Below are 19,580 nucleotides of genomic sequence, written 5' to 3'. Positions count from 1 at the left end.
CATGCGGCGCCTCATCGTCATCGCAAACGCGCGCCTGCGCGACGCCTTCGCCGAAAAACGACAGGTCGCCACGAACTGAGTTGATGACGGCGGAGTCGTGGCTGAAGCGCATGGACTGCGCCGCCAGCGAAGCCGGCGGCGCAAATTTCGAAAAGAATCAGATCTTTCCGTCGAGGCCCATCTGGTAATACTTGTGGACGATCTTGTCCTGATTCTCCAGGAGCCAGTCGATCGAGGGCTCGTTGGTCATGGCCTTGCGGATCGCCTCGGTCATGCCGCGGCGCTGGATGTCGAACAGCGCCTTGTGATCGACGGTCTCGGCCTGGATCACGCCGGGGCTGAGCCAGACCGAGCAGATGATGCCCAGATCGTTGGCCTTCTCCTTGGGGATGTAGCCGGCGCGCACGGCGTCGAGGACGCCGTTGGCGATGGCGTACTGCACCGTGCCCATCAGGATCGAGGTGTACTTGTTCTCGGTCACGCTCACCTTGGAGACGCAGAGCGTCACCGGGCGGACCATGATGTCGGTGTTCAGCAGCGCAAACACGCGGCTATGACCGACCACCTGATCGCCGGTGAGCGTGGCGAGCGCGGTGCCGACCGGACCGTCGAGCTCGCCGATAATGACCTCGGGCTCGGACGCGGTGTTCGGCGGCCCGCCCGCCACGAGGGCCTCGCCGGCGCGCAGAATGATGCGGTCGCTCATGATGTCTCCTTAAGGTATTGATCCGACGCGGTTCGTTGCAGCGCCGGGCCGGTTTGTCCAGGCCGGGTAGAGCGGTGCAGCCTCACGCGCTTGTCCGGGAGCGACACTGGGTTGCCCCTTCCCATCCGAACTGGCGCGGTTCTCGCCTGCGCGGGCTTCGCCGCCCGTCAAGCGGGGCGGTGACAGAATCGCCTGTCCGAAACAGCCTGCCGCGGCCCGGCTTTGTCGTGTTGCTGCGCTGCGTTATAGGGGCGGCGACGGGGTTCCGGGAACGTGCGGACGGCAGCCGGCCGGGCGCGCGGCACCGGTCTACTGAGGAACCGACATGGCGAAGATCAAGGTGGCCAATCCGGTCGTCGAGCTCGACGGCGACGAGATGACCCGGATCATCTGGGCGGAGATCAAGAACAAGCTCATCCACCCCTACCTCGATCTCGACCTCGACTATTACGACCTCGGCGTCGAGCACCGGGACGCGACCGGTGACAAGGTCACGATCGATGCGGCCGAGGCGATCAAGCGCCACGGCGTCGGCGTGAAATGCGCCACGATCACGCCGGACGAGGCCCGCGTCGAGGAGTTCAAGCTGCGTGAGATGTGGCGCTCGCCCAACGGCACGATCCGCAACATCCTCGGCGGCGTCATCTTCCGCGAGCCGATCATCTGCTCGAACGTGCCGCGCCTCGTGCCCGGCTGGACCCAGCCCTTCGTCATCGGCCGCCACGCCTACGGCGACCAGTACCGCGCCACCGATTTCAAGGTGCCGGGCAAGGGCCGCCTGACGATCAAGTTCGAGGGCGACGACGGCACCGTCATCGAGAAGGAGGTGTTCAAGTTCCCCGACGCCGGCGTCGCGATGTCGATGTACAACCTCGACCAGTCGATCATCGACTTCGCCCGCGCGTCGTTCAACTACGGCCTCGCGCGCAAGTACCCGGTCTACCTGTCCACCAAGAACACCATCCTCAAGGTCTATGACGGCCGGTTCAAGGATCTGTTCCAGAAGGTGTTCGACGAGGAGTTCAAGTCGAAGTTCCAATCGCTCGGGCTGGTCTACGAGCACCGCCTGATCGACGACATGGTCGCCTCGTGCCTGAAGTGGTCGGGCGGCTACGTCTGGGCGTGCAAGAACTACGACGGCGACGTGCAGTCGGACACCGCGGCGCAAGGATTCGGCTCGCTCGGCCTGATGACCTCGGTGCTGATGACACCGGACGGCCAGACCGTGGAGGCCGAGGCCGCCCACGGCACCGTGACGCGCCACTACCGCGAGCATCAGAAGGGCAAGGCGACCTCGACCAACTCGATCGCCTCGATCTTCGCCTGGACCCGCGGCCTGTCGCACCGGGCCAAGCTCGACGACAACGGCGATCTGGCGAAGTTCGCCGCGACCCTGGAGAAGGTCTGCGTCGACACCGTCGAAGCCGGTCACATGACGAAGGATCTGGCGCTGCTGGTCGGCCCGGACCAGAAGTGGCTCACGACGGACGGCTTCCTCGACAAGGTCGACGAGAACCTGAAGGCCGCGATGGCGTAGCACCACCGCTCAACCCTCTCCCCTCCGCGGGAGAGGGTGGGCCTCGCGTCAGCGAGGGTCGGGTGAGGGGAGCGACGGTGCCGGAGGGAACTGGACGACGGCGGCCAAGCGGCACCGTCGCTCCCCTCTCCCGTCCGCTCCGCGGACATCCTCCCCCGCAGAGGGGGGAGGGTTTTTGGTGGCGGCGCGCTCCGCTGAATCGATCACTCCTTCGGAAACACGGCGCCCGCATTCGCCTTGCTCAGCGGCGTCGGCCCCGGCGCGACGCCGTTCTTCATCAGGACCCACGCCAGGATTGGATCGAGCTGAGCGTCGGGCAGCGTGCCGGGCGCGTTCGGCGGCATGTTGGAATAAATCCAGTCGCGGAGGTCGGAGACCGGTCGGCCGCCCCACCTCGCCTTGAAGGCCGGATCGATCAGCGAGGCGCCGAGGGCGCCGGCGAGTTCGGGGCCGTGACATTCGGCGCAGTGATCGTTGTAGATCACGTGGCCGGCTTCCGCCTGTTGGCGGTCGAAGGGGCCTGGGGTGGCGTGGGCGGCGGTCGAAAAAATTTGAGCGCTTGCGATTACGAGGGCGAAGGCGCTCGCGGGACCGAGGCTTCGAATCCCCCTTCGATCAGCCTGGCACATCCGTCGTCCCTCCCGATTCGTCTCCCGCATCTTATCCGGTCGATCGGCCCGGAATCCGCCCCGCACCGTCATCGCGAGGCGGAGCCGAAGCGATCCAGGGCGCGACTTTTCCGGATGAGGTGAGACCGTGCCGACGGAACGGTCCAGACCTCTCCGGACAGTGCGGAGCCCTGGATTGCTTCGGCTCCGCCTCGCAATGACGGTGCGGGTACCCGGAGCGGTCGGTGGCTCGCGGCCGGTCGAGAACCGCCCTATCCGGCCTTCTTCGCCGCGTTCCGCTTGCGCGTCTCCGCCGCCTTCTTCGCCGAAGCCGAGCGCTGCTCCGGGGTGCGCGAGGCGGACGCCGCCCCTCCGCTGCGACCGCCCTTGTGGGCCGCGGAGTGGCCGGTGGCCTTGCCGCGGCCGGAGCCGCCGGGATGCTTGCCGCCGCCGTCGTCCTTGTTGACCGTCGCCCAGGCGCGGGCCTCCGCCTCCTTTTCGGGCACGCCGCGGGCCTCGTAGGATTCGGCGATATGCTCGGCCTTGCGGACCTGCTTGTCCGTGTATTTCGACTTGTCGCCGCGGGCCATCCGACTCTCCCGGTGGTCGGCGCCGTTCAGGTCTCCGGCGCGTCGAGGACCGCCCGCAGCCGCCGGATCAGGTCGGCGCGGCGGTAGGGCTTGTTCAGGATCTCGAACTCCGGACGCGGCAATCCGGTTCGCTCCAGCGACGCCTCGGCGTAGCCGGTGGTGAGCAGCACCTTGAGCGAAGGGCGGCGGCGGCGCGCCTCGCGGGCGAGGCTGAGGCCGTCCATGCCGGGCATGATGAGATCGGAGAACAGGATGTCGATCTCCGGGTGGTCGTCGAGGATTTCGAGCGCCTCGCGGCCGTGGCGGGCGAGCAGCGTACTGTGGCCGTAATCGCGCAGGATCGCGCGGGCGAGTTCGGCGACGTCCGCCCGGTCGTCCACAATGAGGACGGTCTCGCTGCCCCGCTGTGGCTCACTCGAGACTGTTGAGGCGGGTTGTGCCTCGGGGCCGGCCTCGTCGCTCGCCGGGAACAGCAGGCGCACCGTGGTGCCCTCGCCGACCACCGACTCGATCTGCGCGGTGCCGCCGGATTGCTTGGCGAAGCCGTAGACCATCGAGAGGCCGAGGCCCGTGCCCTTGCCCTCCTCCTTGGTGGTGAAGAACGGGTCCATCACCCGGGCAAGCACGTCGGAGGGGATGCCCGTGCCGGTGTCGGTGATCTCGACGGCGACGCAACGCGATCCGCCGGGGGAATTCGGCTCGCGGTTGCGGGTCGCGATGGTGACGCGCCCGCCTTCGGGCATCGCGTCGCGGGCGTTGATGAGGATGTTGAGCAGCGCGACCTCGGCCTGGGTCGGGTCGAGGCGGCAGGGCCACAGGCCGGGGGCGAGGTCGGTCTCGATGGTGATCGCCTCGCCGAGCGTGCGCCCGGCGAGCTGGCGCATCTCCTCGACCAGCTTGTTGAGGCTGAGCGTGCGCCCCTCCAGCCGCTGCTTGCGGGCGAAGGAAAGCAGCTGCGCCGTCAGGGTCGAGGCGCGCTCGGCAGCCTCCCGAATGTTGCCGACGGCACGGCCCATCCGGGCGCGGTCGGCGTCGGGCCGCTCCAGGTTGGTCGCCAGCGAATCGGCGTAGCCGAGGATGACCTGGAGCAGGTTGTTGAAGTCGTGGGCGATGCCGCCGGTGAGTTGGCCGAGCGCCTCCATCTTCTGCGCGTGGCTCAGCGATTCCTCGGCCTGCTTGCGGCGGGTAATGTCGAGCTGCGAGCCGAAGAAATACACGAGCTGTCCGGCCGCGTTGTAGACCGGGCTGACGAACAGGGCGTTCCAGAAGGCCGAGCCGTCCTTGCGATGGTTGATCAGCTCGAGCGAGATGTCCTCGCGCCGATCGATCGCCGCGCGCAAGCGCGCCTTGGCCGCCGGGTCGGTGTCCGGCCCCTGGAGGAAGCGGCAATTGCGGCCCACGACCTCGGACTTCTCGTAGCCCGTCATCGTCAGGAAGGCTTGGTTGACGAAGACGATCGGCTGGTCGGGCAGGTTCGGGTCGACCACCGTCATCGGCATGCGCGTCATCTCGACGGCCGCGAAGAAGATGCCGCTGCCCGATTCGAACTCGTGGCCCGCGAGGCCGGCCTCGACGCTCGGATGGACGTCGTGGGACGGCTTCTCGGGAATATCGGTCATCGACAACCGCCTCGGGTCTTGGGGCGACCCACGGACGATCGCCGGGCCCCCTTTCACGTGCCTCATGACATGGCGGGCGGGGAAGCGTGAATCCCCCCGCCCGCCGTGCCGGCCTCATTCCTCCGGATCGATGCCGAAGCGCACGCTCTCGACATTGGCCCGCTCGAAGGCCTGCATGACGTACTGATAGGAGCGCTCGGTGGCGCTGTGCTCGCCGCCCTCGCTCTCGTCGGGCTTCAGGACGAACATCAGCATCGAGCGGCCGGTGACCGCGTAGGTCTCGCCGACCTTGAAGCTCGCGACTTCCTGGTCGTCGGGCAGGTTGGTGTCGAGCAGCCGCGTCCAGGCCGTGCCGCCCGGCGTGTCCGGGAAGGTGAAGCCGAGGACGTCGTGATAGGCGTTGTAGAACAGGAGCAGGGTCGCGTCCTCGCCGCGGCGATGGATGCCCGAGGGCTGGGCGCGCCCATCGAGCAGCACCGCCAGCGAGCGGGAATTGCCGTCGTTCCAGTTCTCCGGCGCCATCTCGGTTCCGGCGGGCGTCAGCCACGTCACGTCCTTGACGCCGAACTCCTCGTCGTAGCCCCCCGTCACAAAGCGCCCGCGCGAGAGCATCGGCAGAGCGTTGCGCAGCAGGATCAGGCGCTGGGTGAATTCGGCGAGATCCCGCTCCTCGTGGCCGATGGCCGCCCAATCGACCCAGCTGACCTCGTTGTCCTGGCAATAGGCGTTGTTGTTGCCCTGCTGCGTGCGGGCGAACTCGTCGCCGGCGAGCAGCATCGGCGTGCCCTTGGACAGGAACAGCGTCGCAAGCAGGTTGCGCATCTGGCGCATCCGCACCGAGCGGATCGCCGGATCGTCGGTCGGGCCCTCGACGCCGTAATTGTAGGACAGGTTGTGGCCGTGGCCGTCGCGGTTGTCCTCGCCGTTGGCCATATTGTGCTTCTCGTTGTATGATACGGTATCGTTCAACGTGAAGCCGTCATGCGCGGTGATGAAGTTGACCGAGGCCCAGGGCCGGCGGCCGCGCTTGTTGAACTTGTCGGCGGACGCCGTGATGCGCGAGGCCAGCCCTGGCAGCAGGCCGCCGTCGCCCTTCCAGTAGCCGCGCACGTCGTCGCGGAACCGGTCGTTCCACTCGGCCCAGCCGGGGGGGAAGCCGCCGACCTGATAGCCGCCGGGGCCGCAATCCCACGGCTCGGCTATGAGCTTCACGTCGTTCAGCACGGGGTCCTGGCGGCAGGTGTCGAGGAAGCCGCCGCCCTCGTCGAACCCGTAGGGCTCCCGACCGAGGATGGTGGCCAGATCGAAGCGGAAGCCGTCGACCCGCATCTCGGTCGCCCAGTAGCGGAGCGAATCGGTGACGAGCTGCAGCACACGCGGATGCGACAGGTTGAAGGTGTTCCCGGTGCCGGTGTCGTTGATGTAGTAGCGCGGCTGGTTCGGCAGCAGCCGGTAGTAGGAGGCGTTGTCGACGCCCTTGAACGAGAGCGTCGGCCCCTTCTCGTTGCCCTCCGCCGTGTGGTTGTAGACCACGTCCAAAATCACCTCGAGGCCGGCGCCGTGCATGCGCGCGACCATCTCCTTGAACTCGGAGAAGGCGAAGTCCGGCACCGCGGCGTAGCGTCTTGCGGGCGTGAAGAACGAGATCGTGTTGTAGCCCCAGTAGTTGATCAGGCCCTTCTGCTGCAGGTAGTCGTCCTGCACGAAGGAATGCACCGGCAAGAGCTCGACCGAGGTGACGCCGAGGCTCTTGATGTAGTCGAGCACGGCCGGGTTGCCGAGGCCGGCATAGGTGCCGCGCAGCTTTTCCGGCACCGCCGGATGCAGCTTGGTGAAGCCCTTCACGTGGGTCTCGTAGACGATGGTGCGCTCCCACGGCACGCGGGGCTTTTCGTCCCGGCCCCAAGTGAAGGCGGGATCGATCACGCGCGAGCGGCGGGTGAAGGGGGCGGAATCGCGCTCGTCGAAGGTGAGATCGTCGCCGGTCTCCATCTTGTAGCCGAACAGGGCCGGGTTCCACTCGATGGTACCGACCAGCCCCTTGGCGTAGGGGTCGATCAGGAGCTTGTTCGGGTTGAAGCGATGGCCGGCCTCGGGCTGGTAGGGACCGTGGACGCGGTAGCCGTAGATGGTGCCGGGGCGCGCGTCCGGCAGGTAGCCGTGCCAGACCTCGTCGGTGTATTCGGGCAGCTCGATCCGCTCGATCTCGTTCTTGCCCGCATCGTCGAACAGGCACAGCTCGACCTTCGTCGCGTGGGCCGAGAACAGCGCGAAGTTGACGCCGCGCCCGTCCCAGGTGGCTCCGCGGGGATGGGGCGAGCCCTCGCGGATGCGCGAGCGCGCGGTGCGCGGCCTCGACCCCACATTCCTGTCCTGATCGGCCATCGTCATCCCAATTGTCAGCGTGGCGGGCCCCTGCGGCGGCCCCGTCGCGACGGTGAACGTTCACGCAACGGTGAAGCTCCACCGTGGAGCCGCGTTGCAGCAATTATTTCTGCAGGCGTTTTGCTAAGGTGCAGGCCTGAAGGCAGGGGGCGGGCCGGATATGGCAACACCTCCATGCACCCCGGGAAACGAAACCCGGACGGAGCGAAGGCGTTTCCCGCCACGCCCGAGGGACGACCAGCAGTCCCGATCGGGGCGCGGCGGAGGGCAGGGAGCGGTTCACATGAGCGAAGAAGCGGCCGAGCGGCGGGCCAATCGCGCGGCGATCGCCGAGCGGCACGGGGTCAGCGTCGAGGCGGTGCAGCACCTCGTGCGGGCGCTGGAGACGGGCCACGGCAACATGGCCCAGTTCGACCATCCCGAGTTCGGAGGCCTCGGCCAATGGTCACGCGGCGGCATGATCATGGTCGGGCGGATGAACGACCATGCCCTCAAGGCCCGGGTCGATGCCCTCTGCACCGAACTCGCCGCGGGCCTGCCCCTGCCCGAGACCCACGGCGTGCCGGGGGCGGGCAATTGGTGGCCGGACGGGCTCGGCGTGCCGTCGAGCGTCGGCGCGCAGGACGGCACCCGCTACGCCGTCTTCCCGGCGAGCCGGCGGCTGGCCGTCGAGACGCGAGGGCGGATCGACCTCTACGATCTCGGCGACCGCGAGGTGACCGGCGTCTCGCAGCAGCAGAGCGGCGACGGAACGGTCCGGTTCAGCGGCCCGGCGGGCGGCTTCGCACTGGAGGATCTGATACCGCTCGACCCGGAGCCGAGGGGCGCCGCGGCCGATCCGATCGAGGCCGAGGCGCCCGAGCCGGCGTCGCCGGCGGGCCGCCTCGCCGAGGCCGCTGCGCCCGTGTCGGAGATCGTCTCGGACGCGGCCTCTCGATCCGACGCCGCCCCGGACCGCCGCCCCGCGCCTCCCCCGATCACGGATGCGGGCGAAGTTATGACCATCCTGGAGCGGCTGGCCGAACTCCGTCGCAAGGACGTCCTCACCGATGCCGAGTTCTCCGCCAAGAAGGCCGAGTTGCTGGCGCGCCTCTGAGGGATCCGTCGGCCTCGTCGCCGCAGGCCCCGCTTCGAGGCGGTCATGGGCCGGCCGCCGCGCCATATCCCTGCCATGGCCGAGCGCGCACTCCTCGAGATCGACCGCATCTTCCTTGAGCCGGCCGTCGCGGGCTACGCGCGCGGCGCGGAAATCCTCGCGCGGTTTCCCGAGGCCGAGCGCATCGAAGTGCCCTCGCACTGGAACATCCCCTCGCTCCACGGCAACGAGGGCTCGGTCGAGGATTGGGTGCGGATCAAGCGCTCGACGCTGGTGCTCGGCGTCAAGAAGGGCCTCGCCCTGCGCCCCAACGGGCGCTCGGCCCACTTCATCGCGCCCTCGATCTCGAACGGCTGCGCCATGGCCTGCGCCTATTGCTACGTGCCGCGCCGCAAGGGATTCTCGAATCCGATCTCACTGTTCGTGAACGTCGAGGCGGTGGGCGCGGCGATCACCCGGCACGCCGCCAAGCAGGGACCCCTTCCCCGGCCCGATCAGGTGGACGAGGCGGCCTGGGTCTACGATCTCGGCGAGAACGGCGACCTCTCGGTCGATGCCATGGTCTGCGACAACGTCCGCGACCTCGTCGCCCTGTTCCGGGAGCTGCCGAACGCCAAGGCGTCGTTCGCCACCAAATGGGTCAACCGCGACCTGCTCGACTACGACCCGCAGGGTCGCACCCGCATCCGCTTCTCGCTGATGCCCGCGCGGATCGCCAGAATCGTCGATGTCCGAACCGCGCCGATCCCCGAGCGCATCGCCGCGATCGACGATTTTTTGGCCGCGGGCTACGAGGTCCACGTCAACTTCTCGCCGGTCATCCTCTACGAGGGCTGGGAGGCGGATTGGGCCGAATTGTTCGCCGAGATCGACGACCGGCTGTCGGACGCGGCCAAGGCCCAGCTCAAGTGCGAAATCATCATGCTGACCCACAACGCGGGTCTGCACGCGGTCAATCTCGGCTGGCACCCCAAGGCCGAGGCGCTGCTGTGGCGCCCCGACATCCAGGAGGCCAAGCGCTCCGAGGGCGGGGGCGACAATCTGCGCTACCGCACCGGCTGGAAGGGACAGTGGCTCACGCGCTTCCGCGCGTTGCTCGCCGAGAGGCTGCCGTATTGCACGGTGCGCTACGCCTTCTGATTCACGGCAAGGAATTCGGCGAGGGATTCGGCATGAGCGAACACGAGGCCTACCTGCGCGAGGCGGTCGAGATCGCGCGGGCGAACGTGGCGGAGGGCGGGCGGCCCTACGGCGCCGTGATCGTGCGCGGCGGCGAGGTGGTGGCACGTGCCGCCAACGGCATCCATGTCAGCCACGACCCGACCGACCACGCCGAGATGGCAGCCCTGCGCGCGGCGAGCCGCAAGCTCGGCAAATCGAAGCTCGACGGCTGCATCGTCTACGCCAGCGGCCAGCCCTGCCCGATGTGTCACGCGGCGATGCGGCTCGCGGGTGTCGAGCGCGGCTACTACGCCTTCACCGCCGAGGAGGCGGAGACGGAAGGGCTGTTGAGCGCCGGCATCTACGCCGAACTCTGCCGCCCGGCCGAGGAACAGCCGATGCGGGTCGCCTACCTGAAGCTCGACGGCGAGCCGAACGTTTTTCGCGAATGGTCGGAGCGGCGCAAGGCGGAGGCCGGCTGAGCCGATTCCTCAGGCCGCGCCCGGCGTCAGTGCGTCCAGGGCGCGGTGCGGTTGAACTTGAAATTGTCCGAGTAGGACAGGCCCTTGCGCAGAACCGGGGGCTTGGCCTCCTCGACCCGGTAGGCGATGCCCTGCGACTTGGCGTAGGCCACCGCCTCCTCGGCGGTGTCGAATTCGAGCCGCACCTGTTGCAGCATGTCGGACGAGCCGGTCCAGCCCATCAGCGGGTCGGTCTCGCGCGGGGCGGTCTGGTCGAATTCGAGCAGCCATTGCTTGGTGCGCGCGAGCCCGGACTGCGACGGGTCCTTGGCGGGGCGGTAGATGCGGGCGCTCGACATCGGACGGTGTACGACTCCGGGAAGGGCATGGTCGGGGCGATAGGATTCGAACCTACGACCCTCTGCTCCCAAAGCAGATGCGCTACCAGACTGCGCTACACCCCGACGCCCTGACGGGCCTAGGGGGATTACGATTTTTGCCTCTGACGGGCAAGTGAGCGAGCGCCGTCCAACGGAACGTTCGGGGCTCGTTTTGAGCAATCCGGGGCGAGAGGTCCCGAAAAACTCCCGAAAAGTGTTCGCGGGGCGTTCCGCTCTGCTGCTCGCGGCGGCGGTGCTGTCGCTCGCCCTCGCCGGCTGCACCGACGCCAACACCTCGCCCGGCGTGAGGGGCGACAACGGCATCCGCAGGCGCATCTGGACCGACCCGGCGACGGGCTGCCAGTTCCACTTCTGGGAAAGCGGGGTCGGCAGCAATTACAGCATGGCCCTCGCCCCACGCCTCGGCCCCGATCGTCTTCCTGTGTGTGGCACGGGGAGGATGTGAGCCATGAGCGAGAGCATCACCTACGTCCGCATCGTCGGCGAGCCGTTCCTGTCACGGGCACGCGAGTACCGCGAGCGTCAAACGGCTCGGCGCCGGGCGATCTGGGAATACGCACAGTCGAAGGGCGCGACCGGCTTCAGCACCGCCGGCACCGACCTGTGCTTCAAGGGGCGCTCGCCGCCCAAGAACTGGACGAAGCCGAAGGGCGAGCACGGTTTCAGCCACCCCAAGGTCGGCACTCCCGAGGCCGGCGAACTTCAGCGACTACGCAGCATTCACCCGCAGCCCGTCTACCGAGACGTCTATGGCGACGGCCTCTGCGAGGAGATCAGTTGGGAAGCGTCCGACGGCAGTTCCGGCACCTGGGGCATCGCGGACGGCAGTAATCTGACGCTGGTCTTTGAGGGCGCGTGGCTCGGCTGGGCGGGCGACACGTTCTTCGGCCTAATCCCTGACGCCGAGGCCGAGCGCCACCGCTACGCCACCAAACACCCCGAACGCACCGTCGTCGGCCCGGCCGCGACGTGGACCCTGCCTGAAGGCCTCGTGCGGATCACGAAGGCCGAAATGGACCTGATCGTCGCCGAGCATCGTGTCGCGGAAGAGCGGGCCAAGGCATCTGCCCCCTCCGCCCGGCCCCTCGCTCTGACCGGGGAGGGGTAGATGGCTTGGACAACCCCAGGGCGCGACACCGACACGGAGCGAGAGGAGGCGCGCGCACTCCTCCGCGCCCTACCCGGCTACCCTTTCATGCCGTGCAAAATCTGTACGAGGGAAGGCTACAGCAGTGTCAGTTGCGAGCACAGCGGCTGGGAGCGCGCTCGGGCGTGGCATCCGGGCCTGATCGGCGATGCCTCGTCTGATTGCTCTCCCTCGAAACGAGGGGAGGCCTGACCATGCGCGTCCTCGTCTGCGGAGGCCGAGATCTCGACGCGGCCGATGTCTGGAACTGGCTGGAACGCTTCGGCCATCAGGATGCGGCGGAAGCCTTGGGCTGGCCGAGCCTGCCTCGCATCACGACCGTCATCCATGGCGGCGCCCGCGGCGCCGACGAAGGCGCGGCGCAGTGGGCCGAGAGCGAGGGCCTGCGGGTGCTCTCGTTCCCGGCCGACTGGAAGAAGCACGGCAAGTCCGCCGGCCCAATCCGCAACGCGCGCATGCTCCGCGAGGGCAAGCCGGTCGTGGTCCTCGCCTTCCCCGGCGGACGGGGCACGGCCGACATGATCCGCCAAGCCGAAGCCGCCGGCATTCCCGTCCGACGCATTGCGCCTCACGAGGTCTCCGCCCGGCCCCTCACCACAGCACAGCAGGAGGCTTGAGCCATGAAACTTCAGGATGTTGAAGCCGCTCGGCAGCTGGCTTCTGAGATGTCGTACGTCGAAGGGGCCAAGTTCTTGCGCTCAGAACTCGGCTGGGGCCTGCGCGAAGCGATCCAAGTGTGCGAGCAGATCGCGAGGGAGTTTCCGACATCGCGGCTCGCCGCAAGCCTTGCCGCACGAGATGCGTCCAACCTCTCCATCCGGCCCTCGCCTATCGTCAGGGAGGCTTGAGGTATGAGCGAGGAAGCTTCAGGACGCGCCCCGATGGGGCCGGGCTGGTCGGCAGAGCCCGAGCCGCAGGGCGTCTCGGCCCTTACGGGCGACCATCCCTCGCGCGGCGGAAGTGCAGCCGGTTCACTCAACGGGCCACCCTACGGCATCATCGACCCCGATTACGCGCGCGTCTTCACGATGGCTCGCTGCCTCGCATGGGCCGAAGGCTACGCGCTGATGATGCACGGGTCGTTCACGCGCGACCTCGATCTCTTGGCCGTGCCGTGGACCGAGCGCGCCTGCGATCCCGAGAAGCTGGTGCGGCGGATCGAACAAGCCGCCGACCTGCGGATCATAACCGACGAGCCCGGCCAGAAGCCGCATGGCCGCCTCGCCTGGACGATGGTGTTCACCGGCTTCGGTGATCCGCGGTTCGTGGACATCGGAGTCATGCCGCGGGCCAGAAATGAAGAAGGAGGCGATCAATGAGCTGTTGGCACGCCGTTTCGGCCGATGAATTCGCTCGCCTGCTACAGGCGATTGAGCTTGGAAACGAGGCGGATGCCGCGCGGATGCCCGACGAGGCCGCCGCGCTCAAGGTCATGCAGGCAGCATACGAGCGACTAAAGGCGCTAGGCTTCCGCGACTTCACTTACTGCCCGAAGGACGGACAGTATCGTGAGTTTGTCGAGGTCGGCAGCACGGGCGTTCATAGCGGCTACCGTGATGCCTCTGGCGTGTGGATTGCCGAGGCCGGCGATCTCTGGCCGAGCAAGCCAATCCTGTTTCGCGACCCGCATGCGCCAGGGATGGAAGCCCGCAGGGCGGGGACGCAAGGCGGCCCCGTTCACGACAGCCCGATCGGCGTAGCCGAGGCGCCCCAACCCGATCCAACCCCGAAGGCAGGAGAGTAGACGATGGCAAACTTGATCTTGGCGCCGTCCGGGCTGCCCGAAGAGCGCCTAAAGCCGTGGGCGCTCCAACTCCGCTATCACGATTGCTGCGGCCCAACCGAATACGCACACGTCTGCTTTGTATCCGAGGCGACCGCCCGCGAGATCGTTAAGGCGGGCGCTCCTTACTTCCTCTACAGCAACGACCGCGAAAAGGACGCCCTCGCCCTTCCTCCTGCGGGAGGACGTTGAGGGATGGCTGAGCGTCAACCACCCGTCTTCTCACCCGTCGATTACGACGCCTGGAGCCGCGGCTACACCCCGCCATCCGAACACGTCCTGATCGACGCGCTCCAGTTTCGCAGGGCGAAGGTTCAAATGTCCACCAGCGTTGGGCGAGGCGGGCAGGTCTGGGTCGTCTACAGCGGACCCGCCTTCAATTCCAAAGCGCGCCGGCATTTGCTGGCGATGATGGAGGCGATGGACGCGGCCCTGATTGAGGATGAGCGCCCCGCGTCAGGGAGCGAAGCGGCGGAAGCCGACGAAACGCGAAGCGGTTCGGCCGGAGGCGAGAGCCCGGTCGCTGAAAGCGAGACGCCCAACCATCCTCCCCGCAGGTGGGGTCGCCATGCCCCCCGTCGCCAGTGATGGACGGAACCGATACCCTCCCGTCATGACCGAATCCTCCCCCATCATCGGCGACCTCTCCGCCAAGCCGACGCATGCGCTCACGCCCGCCGAACTGCGTGAGATCGCGCGGAGAATCGAGCGGCGTCGAGAGAGCGGGCTGGCGATCCCCGGCGACCGGGTCGGCCTCTATGCCGAGGCGATGCGAGCCCTGGCGCGGGAACGGGAGAGCGCGAAGTGACGGGCCCCGAGCCGCCCGGCCCCGCCTTCGAACGCTACCTCGCCGAGGTCGAACGCACGCACCCGGAGCGCCCGCGGTATCGCCTGGGCTCGTCCGGCGACGGTGGAGAGGTCCAGCGCCGGCGAGGCCCGGAGCAATGCGCGGCGGTTCGTCGGTCAGTTCATCGCAGGGCCTCGTGCGGCGCGAGGCCGTGCATGAATTCGGGGGAGGAAAGGAGCAACATGGTCCATTCCGGTCCGGGCTTGGCTTGGGCCAGGGCCGCGAGCGTCGGCGCGCCGAGGCGCCCGCGCAGGACGGTCTCGTAGAACGCGTTCTGGACCGTCGGCGGCGGGGGCTTCGGCTTCTCGGGGGGCGGCGTGTCCTCGGCCGGCAGCGCGAACAGGGCGGGCGCGCCCTCGCTGATCAGCCGCGCCACCTCGAAGCGGGAAACCATCTGGCCCGGCCCGTTCCAGTCCGCCGCGTCGAGCGGATAGCCGTCCGGGGTGGAGCGGCCGAACAGGCCCTGCCCGAGGCGCTTTAACCAACTCTGGATCGGCGCCGGATTGCGGATCGTCCGGTCGGCCGAGATGAGCCGCACGGCCGACAGCACGTAGCGCACCGGATCTTTGAAGCCGCGCCCGAGGCTTGCCCCGAAGTCGGGGTCGCGCACGAGCGCCTTGACGACCTGGGCGATGTCGCCGTCGCTGTCCATGAAGACGCGCCCGAGCCGCTCGACCAGGGCTGCGGAGGGCACGTCACCGAGGAGGGCACGGGCGAGCGACGTCGAGACGTGGCGCGCCGTCGCCGGATGACGGGCCAGGATGTCGAGCGCCTCCTCGATCTCGGCATAGCCGCGGCCCTTGATCGTGCGTCCGAGGAAGCTCTTGTCGCCGTAATCGTGTTGCGTCGGATCGAACACAAACAGACCGTCGCGGCGATAGTCGCGCTGCCGGTCCGGCGGCATCCGGGGCTCCGGCGTGAAGCCGTAGCCGACCCCTGTCAGAATTCGGGCGAGCTGCTCGACATCCCCTTGCGTGTAGCCGCCGCCCACCCCAAGGGTGTGCAACTCCATTAGTTCGCGAGCATAGTTCTCGTTGCGCCGTTGTGCCGTGTTTTTAGCATTGTCGAGATAGCCGAGCATCGCCGGATGACGCAGGGTTGCGCCGAGGAGATCACGGAACCGCCCGAGGGCGCGCGGTCGGATCGCCGTGTCGACGTAGTCGCCGACGAACATCCGTAGATAGGTCGTTGGCAGATAGACGTTGAAGTGGTTAAGCCAGAACCACGTCAGCCGCTCGCGCAACTGGTCCGGCGTGGACAGCGCGGCCAGGATTGTGCGCCCGACCGCCCGCTCTCCCGAACGAACCTCCACGGAGCCGACGTCCTTCGCAGCCCGACGGCGTGCCTCGTCGTCGGGCATGGCGCTGATCACCCGAACTTGCGCTCCATAGGCCGAAAATCGCTCGAGGAGCGTGCCGCCGTCCTGAAATGGCTCGCTCGCCGCCTGCGACGCTGGCGGCAGTCGCAGACCGGTTGGCGGATGGATCTGCGCCTCCAGCCACGCCTCGCGGCCCATCGCCCGCATACACGCGAGATCGTCGGGGGTGATGCCGAAAGTTAGTGCGTCCACAAGGGCCGCGTCGTCAATCGCCGCAGGGACTGAAGCGGTCGCGTGAGCGGCCGGCTCCTCAGATCGGACCGGACCGGTGACGCAGGTCAGGGCGATCGCGATCAGGCCGGCGAGGCGGCGCAGGTGACTCGGCATCGCGTGCGAGCTCCTAGGAAAGACGCCAGGCCGGCGACGAACCTAGAATCGACGCCTGAAATGCGGCCCTGATATGGGCTCTACTATCGCCCAGCGGGGAGATCCCTTAGCGGCAAGGCACGCCCGGCGGCCAGCCATGACCCTGCTATTTCCGCCGCCCGGAGCCGGGCCGAGACGCAGCGCTGCCTGTTGGTGCTCCATCATCATCTACTGGCGTGCGGCCTACTGGGTCCGCAGCTGCTACTGGTGCTGGACCAAGACCTGTTGCCGCATTATTTTCTGGCTCAAGGCAACCGCCTGCTGCGCCTAATTCTACTGCCGCTCCGTGGTGCCCGCCTGCGCTTGCTCGACCAACCCCTCATACCTCGAATGACTAATAATATCCTGCGACGGACCACGATCAAAGGCTTTGTCACCTGCTTAAAAGCGACCCGCCCTTGAAGCTCTGCATCGACCAGCATAGCCTCGCGCTCGATATCCTGCCTTTAGAGCCGCTCCCGGTTACATAGTGACGGCCAAGTCTTTGTAATAGCCGGCAGCGGCGAGGCATCTGCGGCACTCCTCTGGGGTGAGGGAGTGAAGGTCTTCCGGATTGTGTCTCGGAGATTAGACGAAAGAACCTATTCCCACTCTCCCGAGCACAGATGCAGATAAACCCAATCTGGAAGATTGTGAAGATTGGGCGCAGCCTCGAAAGGCTGGTCGGCTTCTCTTGCAACTGAGATGCCGTCACTCGCCTGAGCCAGCTCGTCCTCGCCGACGGTAAGGCTTATCTTCGTAGTGGCGTCCATAGGGCAGTTCCTCGACGATTCGGCCGAACATAGATGAAGCGCCGAGGCTTGGCTGTTGCAGCGCGGAAACAGGCGTCCGAAGTTTGATTGGAGCCGGGAACCGAAAAACCCCGCCGCGGCGGCGCCGGGCGGGGTCAAGGCGGAGGTGAGAGCCCGCGGTTATGCGGGTGGCGGTCCGGTCGGGACCGCACCGGGCATCGCGCCGGTGCGCCAGAAGTCACCGATCCACGGCCGCGCCCGCTCAATCACCGGCCCGATGTCCGGCCGAGTCGCCAGCACGGCGCCGACCAGCAGCACCGCGAGGCCGACCCACACCCCGAACACGATCCGCTGCCGCCGCGGCACCTCGCCCTGGATCAGCCCCGGCGCGCAGACGTGGAGCGTCGCCGCGAGCATCGACAGCAGCACGATCGGCGCGACCACCTCGGCGTTCAGGAGCCACTTCGGCGCCTCGGCCAGCCGGTAGACGATCGCGTAGACCGTCTGCCCGAGGTGCGACAGGAAGCTCAGGACGATGCCGACGACGAGGAAGTCGGCGCCCTCCGGCTTAGGCCGGCGCACGGCCTCCCAGGCGTGCGGCGCGTAGACGTAGATGACGGCGCTGTAGAAGCCCGCGGCGAGGATGCGGGCGGCCACGATCATGTCGGCGTTGGGCACGAAGACGTTGATCGTCTGATAGCCCAGGAACAGCACCAGGGCCGTCAGATAGAGCACGCCCCGGATACCCTCCGGCCCGTCCTTGTAGATCATCACCGCGCATTCTCCTCGGCGCTCGCCGCGCGCTTTTCCATCTGGCGAAGGGTGGCCTCGACCACGACCCGCACGTCGTCGAGGCGCCGAGCCTGCTTGAAACTGGCCCGCTCGACCGCGAGCACGGACTTGGCGTGAAGGTCTTCGGCGCGATCCAGGCGGGCCAGCTCGCGCTCGCCGCGGGCGCAGTGCGGGCAGACGAGGCGGCAGAGGAAGCTGCGAAGCCGGCCAGTCATGCGTGCCCGCTCCGGTTCTTGATTCCGTCCTTGATGTCGCGCAGCAGCTCCTTGGTCAGATCATTGCTGCCCTCGGCCCCCTTCATCGCCTGGGTGACGAGGCGGGCGATTTCGACTTGCCCCTCGCGCACGTCCTCAAGGGCGGCGGCGGTGGCGACCGTCGCGGCGGCAGCGCGCTCCAGCGCCGCGGCAGCTTTGCCGGCCTCCTCGATCCGGGCGTTCATGCACTCGCGCCACCACTTCACGACAGCGGAGAGCGCGAGCACGAGGAGCGCGACGGCGCCCCAAGGCCCGTAGTCCTTGAGGAGCCCCGCGATCTCGATGCCGGCCACGGGCAGGACTTAACGCGCGCCCGTGCCGAGGCCCTGGAGCGCGGGCTCCAGCACCTTCGCCGCGGTGCTGTCGGGCTCAAGGTGGAGCGACCGGAAGATGCGGGCGCCGATCTCGGCCGGGCCGCCGGCCATGCGGATCACCCACGCGGGCGTCGAGTCGAGGGCGCGCTGCAGCGCCTTCGCCACCACGGCCGAGCCGACCGGGATGGTGAGCACCTGGCCCTTGGCCGCGCCCTCGACAGCGTTGAGCGCGTAGTCGACGGCGGTGCGCACGACGATCTCGATGCGGCTCGCCAGGAGCGAGGACAGCCACACGGGGCCGATCCGGCCGAGCAGGATCGTGGCGAGGCCGGACAGCGCGGTCACGGCGAAGGCGGAGACGGTCGGCGCGGCGGCGGCGACCATGGCCTCGGCGGAGAGCGTCACCGAGGCATCGCCGATCTTGGCGACCTCCTCGGCGGCGAGGGACGCGCCGGTCAACGCGATAAAGAAGCCGAAGGCTGAAATCGGCAGCCTCGCCCGCATCGGAAGAGCCGAGGCAAGGGCAACGCCGAGGCAAATTCCGCCACCCAGGGCGGCGAGGAACGAGCCGGTCCCTGTCGGAGCGGGCAGCGCGCCGAAGGCCATAGCCGGAGAGCATACGCAGGCAAGTGCCAGCGCCGCGAAGAGGATGCGGGACATGGTGGGCCTCGTTGTCATGGATGATGCGCGGCGGGCCCGGCCGGCGCGGGTCGAGACCGGCAAATTTGCCGGTTTAGATCAGGCGCGGGTCGAGCTGACATTCGTCTCGGCGTGAGGCTCGACCGCGGGCGTGCTGCGGAACAGCCCGGCGAGCCAGGGCCACCACCCGGTCGGCGGCGGCACGACCACCGGCTCGATCACGGGCGTGGGCTTGGTCTTGTCGAGCACGACTGCCACGGGCGCGGCGACGGTGACCGGCTTTGCGCCGCGCACCTGACTCGGCAGAGCCTCGGCATAGGGCGTGCGGAACTGGTCATACTCGGCCCGGCGCCGCGGGATGATGACGGCCGGGCGGTTCCACAGCAGGATAGCCTCGGCCGCCGCTGCCCGGTCGCCGGCCCGCAGCTTGCGCAGCACGGTCGAGCGCAGGAAGGCCGGCTGGCCGATGTTGAAGCAGAGCGAGACCAGGGCGTCGAAGGCGTGCTGCGGCAGGTCCGCCGGCACGGCGTCGCGTACCGTCTTCACAAACTTCTGCACGTCGCGGGCGAAGATCGCATCGCACTCGGCCGCGGTGATGCGCAGGCCCGCGCGCGGCGTTGGGGGGCCCGCGGCGGCGGTGTGGCCGACGCCGATGGTCCAGATGCCGACGCTGTCCTTGTAGGCTTCGAGCCGCCGTCCCTCGCGCGCGATGAGAGCGGCCTCGCCGATGGGGCTGAGGTCCATGGTGGTTCTCCGGTGGTGAGT

24 protein-coding genes and 1 tRNA gene are annotated in these 19,580 nt (G+C 68.0%); 12 read left to right on the top strand and 13 right to left on the bottom strand.

Features of this window, described 5'->3' with window-relative positions; translation table 11 throughout:
• Positions 1 to 157: 157 nt before the first annotated feature.
• Positions 158 to 706 carry a formaldehyde-activating enzyme gene (locus tag HNR00_RS17790; protein WP_183571703.1) on the bottom strand — a complete coding sequence of 183 codons (549 nt, stop codon included), beginning with the start codon at positions 704 to 706 and terminating at the stop codon, positions 158 to 160.
• 325 nt (positions 707 to 1,031) lie between these two features.
• Between HNR00_RS17790 and HNR00_RS17785 the strand changes: the two genes are divergently transcribed.
• Entirely contained in the window at positions 1,032 to 2,243 is a 1,212-nt protein-coding gene (locus HNR00_RS17785; RefSeq protein ID WP_183571702.1) for an NADP-dependent isocitrate dehydrogenase, read from the top strand.
• Between the two features lie 203 nt (positions 2,244 to 2,446).
• Here HNR00_RS17785 and HNR00_RS17780 read toward each other — a convergent pair whose 3' ends face one another.
• The 4 genes from HNR00_RS17780 to glgX all read right to left on the bottom strand — a co-directional run bounded on the left by HNR00_RS17780 (position 2,447) and on the right by glgX (position 7,445).
• Positions 2,447 to 2,872, bottom strand: coding sequence for a c-type cytochrome (locus HNR00_RS17780; RefSeq protein WP_246390767.1), 426 nt, complete (start codon positions 2,870 to 2,872; stop codon positions 2,447 to 2,449).
• Positions 2,873 to 3,123: 251 nt separating this feature from the next.
• Positions 3,124 to 3,441, bottom strand: coding sequence for a plasmid stabilization protein (locus HNR00_RS17775; protein WP_183571700.1), 318 nt, complete (start codon positions 3,439 to 3,441; stop codon positions 3,124 to 3,126).
• A gap of 26 nt (positions 3,442 to 3,467) precedes the next feature.
• A complete protein-coding gene (locus HNR00_RS17770) occupies positions 3,468 to 5,060 on the bottom strand; it encodes a histidine kinase famiy protein (RefSeq protein ID WP_183571699.1) in 1,593 nt (530 codons plus the stop codon).
• 114 nt (positions 5,061 to 5,174) lie between these two features.
• Positions 5,175 to 7,445 carry a glycogen debranching protein GlgX gene (glgX, locus tag HNR00_RS17765; protein WP_183571709.1) on the bottom strand — a complete coding sequence of 757 codons (2,271 nt, stop codon included), beginning with the start codon at positions 7,443 to 7,445 and terminating at the stop codon, positions 5,175 to 5,177.
• A 283-nt stretch (positions 7,446 to 7,728) separates the two neighbouring features.
• Here glgX and HNR00_RS17760 point away from each other — a divergent pair, with 283 nt between their 5' ends.
• The 3 genes from HNR00_RS17760 (at position 7,729) to HNR00_RS17750 (ending at position 10,184) form a co-directional block, all read left to right on the top strand.
• Positions 7,729 to 8,541, top strand: coding sequence for an SHOCT domain-containing protein (locus HNR00_RS17760; RefSeq protein WP_183571698.1), 813 nt, complete (start codon positions 7,729 to 7,731; stop codon positions 8,539 to 8,541).
• Positions 8,542 to 8,616: 75 nt separating this feature from the next.
• Entirely contained in the window at positions 8,617 to 9,681 is a 1,065-nt protein-coding gene (locus HNR00_RS17755; protein ID WP_183571697.1) for a spore photoproduct lyase family protein, read from the top strand.
• Positions 9,682 to 9,713: 32 nt separating this feature from the next.
• Positions 9,714 to 10,184 carry a nucleoside deaminase gene (locus HNR00_RS17750; protein ID WP_183571696.1) on the top strand — a complete coding sequence of 157 codons (471 nt, stop codon included), beginning with the start codon at positions 9,714 to 9,716 and terminating at the stop codon, positions 10,182 to 10,184.
• A 26-nt stretch (positions 10,185 to 10,210) separates the two neighbouring features.
• Here the strand turns inward: HNR00_RS17750 and HNR00_RS17745 are convergent, their stop codons facing one another.
• Complete coding sequence (locus tag HNR00_RS17745; RefSeq protein WP_183571695.1) at positions 10,211 to 10,522, bottom strand: ETC complex I subunit; 312 nt, start codon at positions 10,520 to 10,522, stop codon at positions 10,211 to 10,213.
• Positions 10,523 to 10,550: 28 nt separating this feature from the next.
• A tRNA-Pro gene (locus HNR00_RS17740) sits at positions 10,551 to 10,627 on the bottom strand.
• 49 nt (positions 10,628 to 10,676) lie between these two features.
• Between HNR00_RS17740 and HNR00_RS17735 the strand changes: the two genes are divergently transcribed.
• The 8 genes from HNR00_RS17735 to HNR00_RS17700 all read left to right on the top strand — a co-directional run bounded on the left by HNR00_RS17735 (position 10,677) and on the right by HNR00_RS17700 (position 14,302).
• Positions 10,677 to 11,009 carry a hypothetical protein gene (locus HNR00_RS17735; RefSeq protein WP_183571694.1) on the top strand — a complete coding sequence of 111 codons (333 nt, stop codon included), beginning with the start codon at positions 10,677 to 10,679 and terminating at the stop codon, positions 11,007 to 11,009.
• 3 nt (positions 11,010 to 11,012) lie between these two features.
• Positions 11,013 to 11,672 carry a hypothetical protein gene (locus HNR00_RS17730; protein ID WP_183571693.1) on the top strand — a complete coding sequence of 220 codons (660 nt, stop codon included), beginning with the start codon at positions 11,013 to 11,015 and terminating at the stop codon, positions 11,670 to 11,672.
• Between the two features lie 233 nt (positions 11,673 to 11,905).
• Positions 11,906 to 12,328 carry an SLOG family protein gene (locus HNR00_RS17725; protein WP_183571692.1) on the top strand — a complete coding sequence of 141 codons (423 nt, stop codon included), beginning with the start codon at positions 11,906 to 11,908 and terminating at the stop codon, positions 12,326 to 12,328.
• 3 nt (positions 12,329 to 12,331) lie between these two features.
• Positions 12,332 to 12,559 (top strand): hypothetical protein, encoded by a 228-nt coding sequence (locus tag HNR00_RS17720; RefSeq protein WP_183571691.1) that lies wholly within the window; start codon positions 12,332 to 12,334, stop codon positions 12,557 to 12,559.
• A gap of 3 nt (positions 12,560 to 12,562) precedes the next feature.
• Positions 12,563 to 13,030, top strand: coding sequence for a hypothetical protein (locus HNR00_RS17715; RefSeq protein ID WP_183571690.1), 468 nt, complete (start codon positions 12,563 to 12,565; stop codon positions 13,028 to 13,030).
• Positions 13,027 to 13,455, top strand: a complete 429-nt coding sequence (locus tag HNR00_RS17710) for a hypothetical protein (protein ID WP_183571689.1) — start codon at positions 13,027 to 13,029, stop codon at positions 13,453 to 13,455. Before HNR00_RS17715 ends, HNR00_RS17710 begins: the two co-directional genes overlap by 4 nt.
• A gap of 234 nt (positions 13,456 to 13,689) precedes the next feature.
• On the top strand, positions 13,690 to 14,082 hold the full coding sequence (locus HNR00_RS17705) for a hypothetical protein (RefSeq protein WP_183571688.1): 393 nt from the start codon (positions 13,690 to 13,692) through the stop codon (positions 14,080 to 14,082).
• 25 nt (positions 14,083 to 14,107) lie between these two features.
• A complete protein-coding gene (locus tag HNR00_RS17700) occupies positions 14,108 to 14,302 on the top strand; it encodes a hypothetical protein (protein WP_183571687.1) in 195 nt (64 codons plus the stop codon).
• Between the two features lie 160 nt (positions 14,303 to 14,462).
• On the opposite strand, the gene HNR00_RS17695 is transcribed toward HNR00_RS17700, so the two are convergent.
• The 6 genes from HNR00_RS17695 to HNR00_RS17670 form a co-directional block, all read right to left on the bottom strand.
• Positions 14,463 to 16,046, bottom strand: a complete 1,584-nt coding sequence (locus tag HNR00_RS17695; RefSeq protein ID WP_183571686.1) for a DUF1800 domain-containing protein — start codon at positions 16,044 to 16,046, stop codon at positions 14,463 to 14,465.
• A gap of 950 nt (positions 16,047 to 16,996) precedes the next feature.
• Positions 16,997 to 17,590 (bottom strand): hypothetical protein, encoded by a 594-nt coding sequence (locus HNR00_RS17690; protein ID WP_183571685.1) that lies wholly within the window; start codon positions 17,588 to 17,590, stop codon positions 16,997 to 16,999.
• Complete coding sequence (locus HNR00_RS17685; RefSeq protein ID WP_183571684.1) at positions 17,587 to 17,823, bottom strand: hypothetical protein; 237 nt, start codon at positions 17,821 to 17,823, stop codon at positions 17,587 to 17,589. Before HNR00_RS17685 ends, HNR00_RS17690 begins: the two co-directional genes overlap by 4 nt.
• A complete protein-coding gene (locus HNR00_RS17680) occupies positions 17,820 to 18,155 on the bottom strand; it encodes a hypothetical protein (RefSeq protein WP_183571683.1) in 336 nt (111 codons plus the stop codon). The genes HNR00_RS17685 and HNR00_RS17680 overlap by 4 nt, the downstream gene beginning before the upstream one ends.
• Positions 18,156 to 18,164: 9 nt before the next feature.
• Positions 18,165 to 18,635: a hypothetical protein gene (locus HNR00_RS17675; protein ID WP_183571682.1), complete on the bottom strand. Its 471-nt coding sequence runs from the start codon at positions 18,633 to 18,635 to the stop codon at positions 18,165 to 18,167.
• Between the two features lie 279 nt (positions 18,636 to 18,914).
• On the bottom strand, positions 18,915 to 19,559 hold the full coding sequence (locus HNR00_RS17670) for a lysozyme (RefSeq protein WP_183571681.1): 645 nt from the start codon (positions 19,557 to 19,559) through the stop codon (positions 18,915 to 18,917).
• Positions 19,560 to 19,580: the final 21 nt, after the last annotated feature.

The organism is Methylorubrum rhodinum, assembly GCF_014199935.1.
Lineage (GTDB): Bacteria > Pseudomonadota > Alphaproteobacteria > Rhizobiales > Beijerinckiaceae > Methylobacterium > Methylobacterium rhodinum.
The sequence above is the reverse complement of the archived record's forward strand: the minus strand, read 5'-3'. Positions and strand labels throughout refer to the sequence as shown.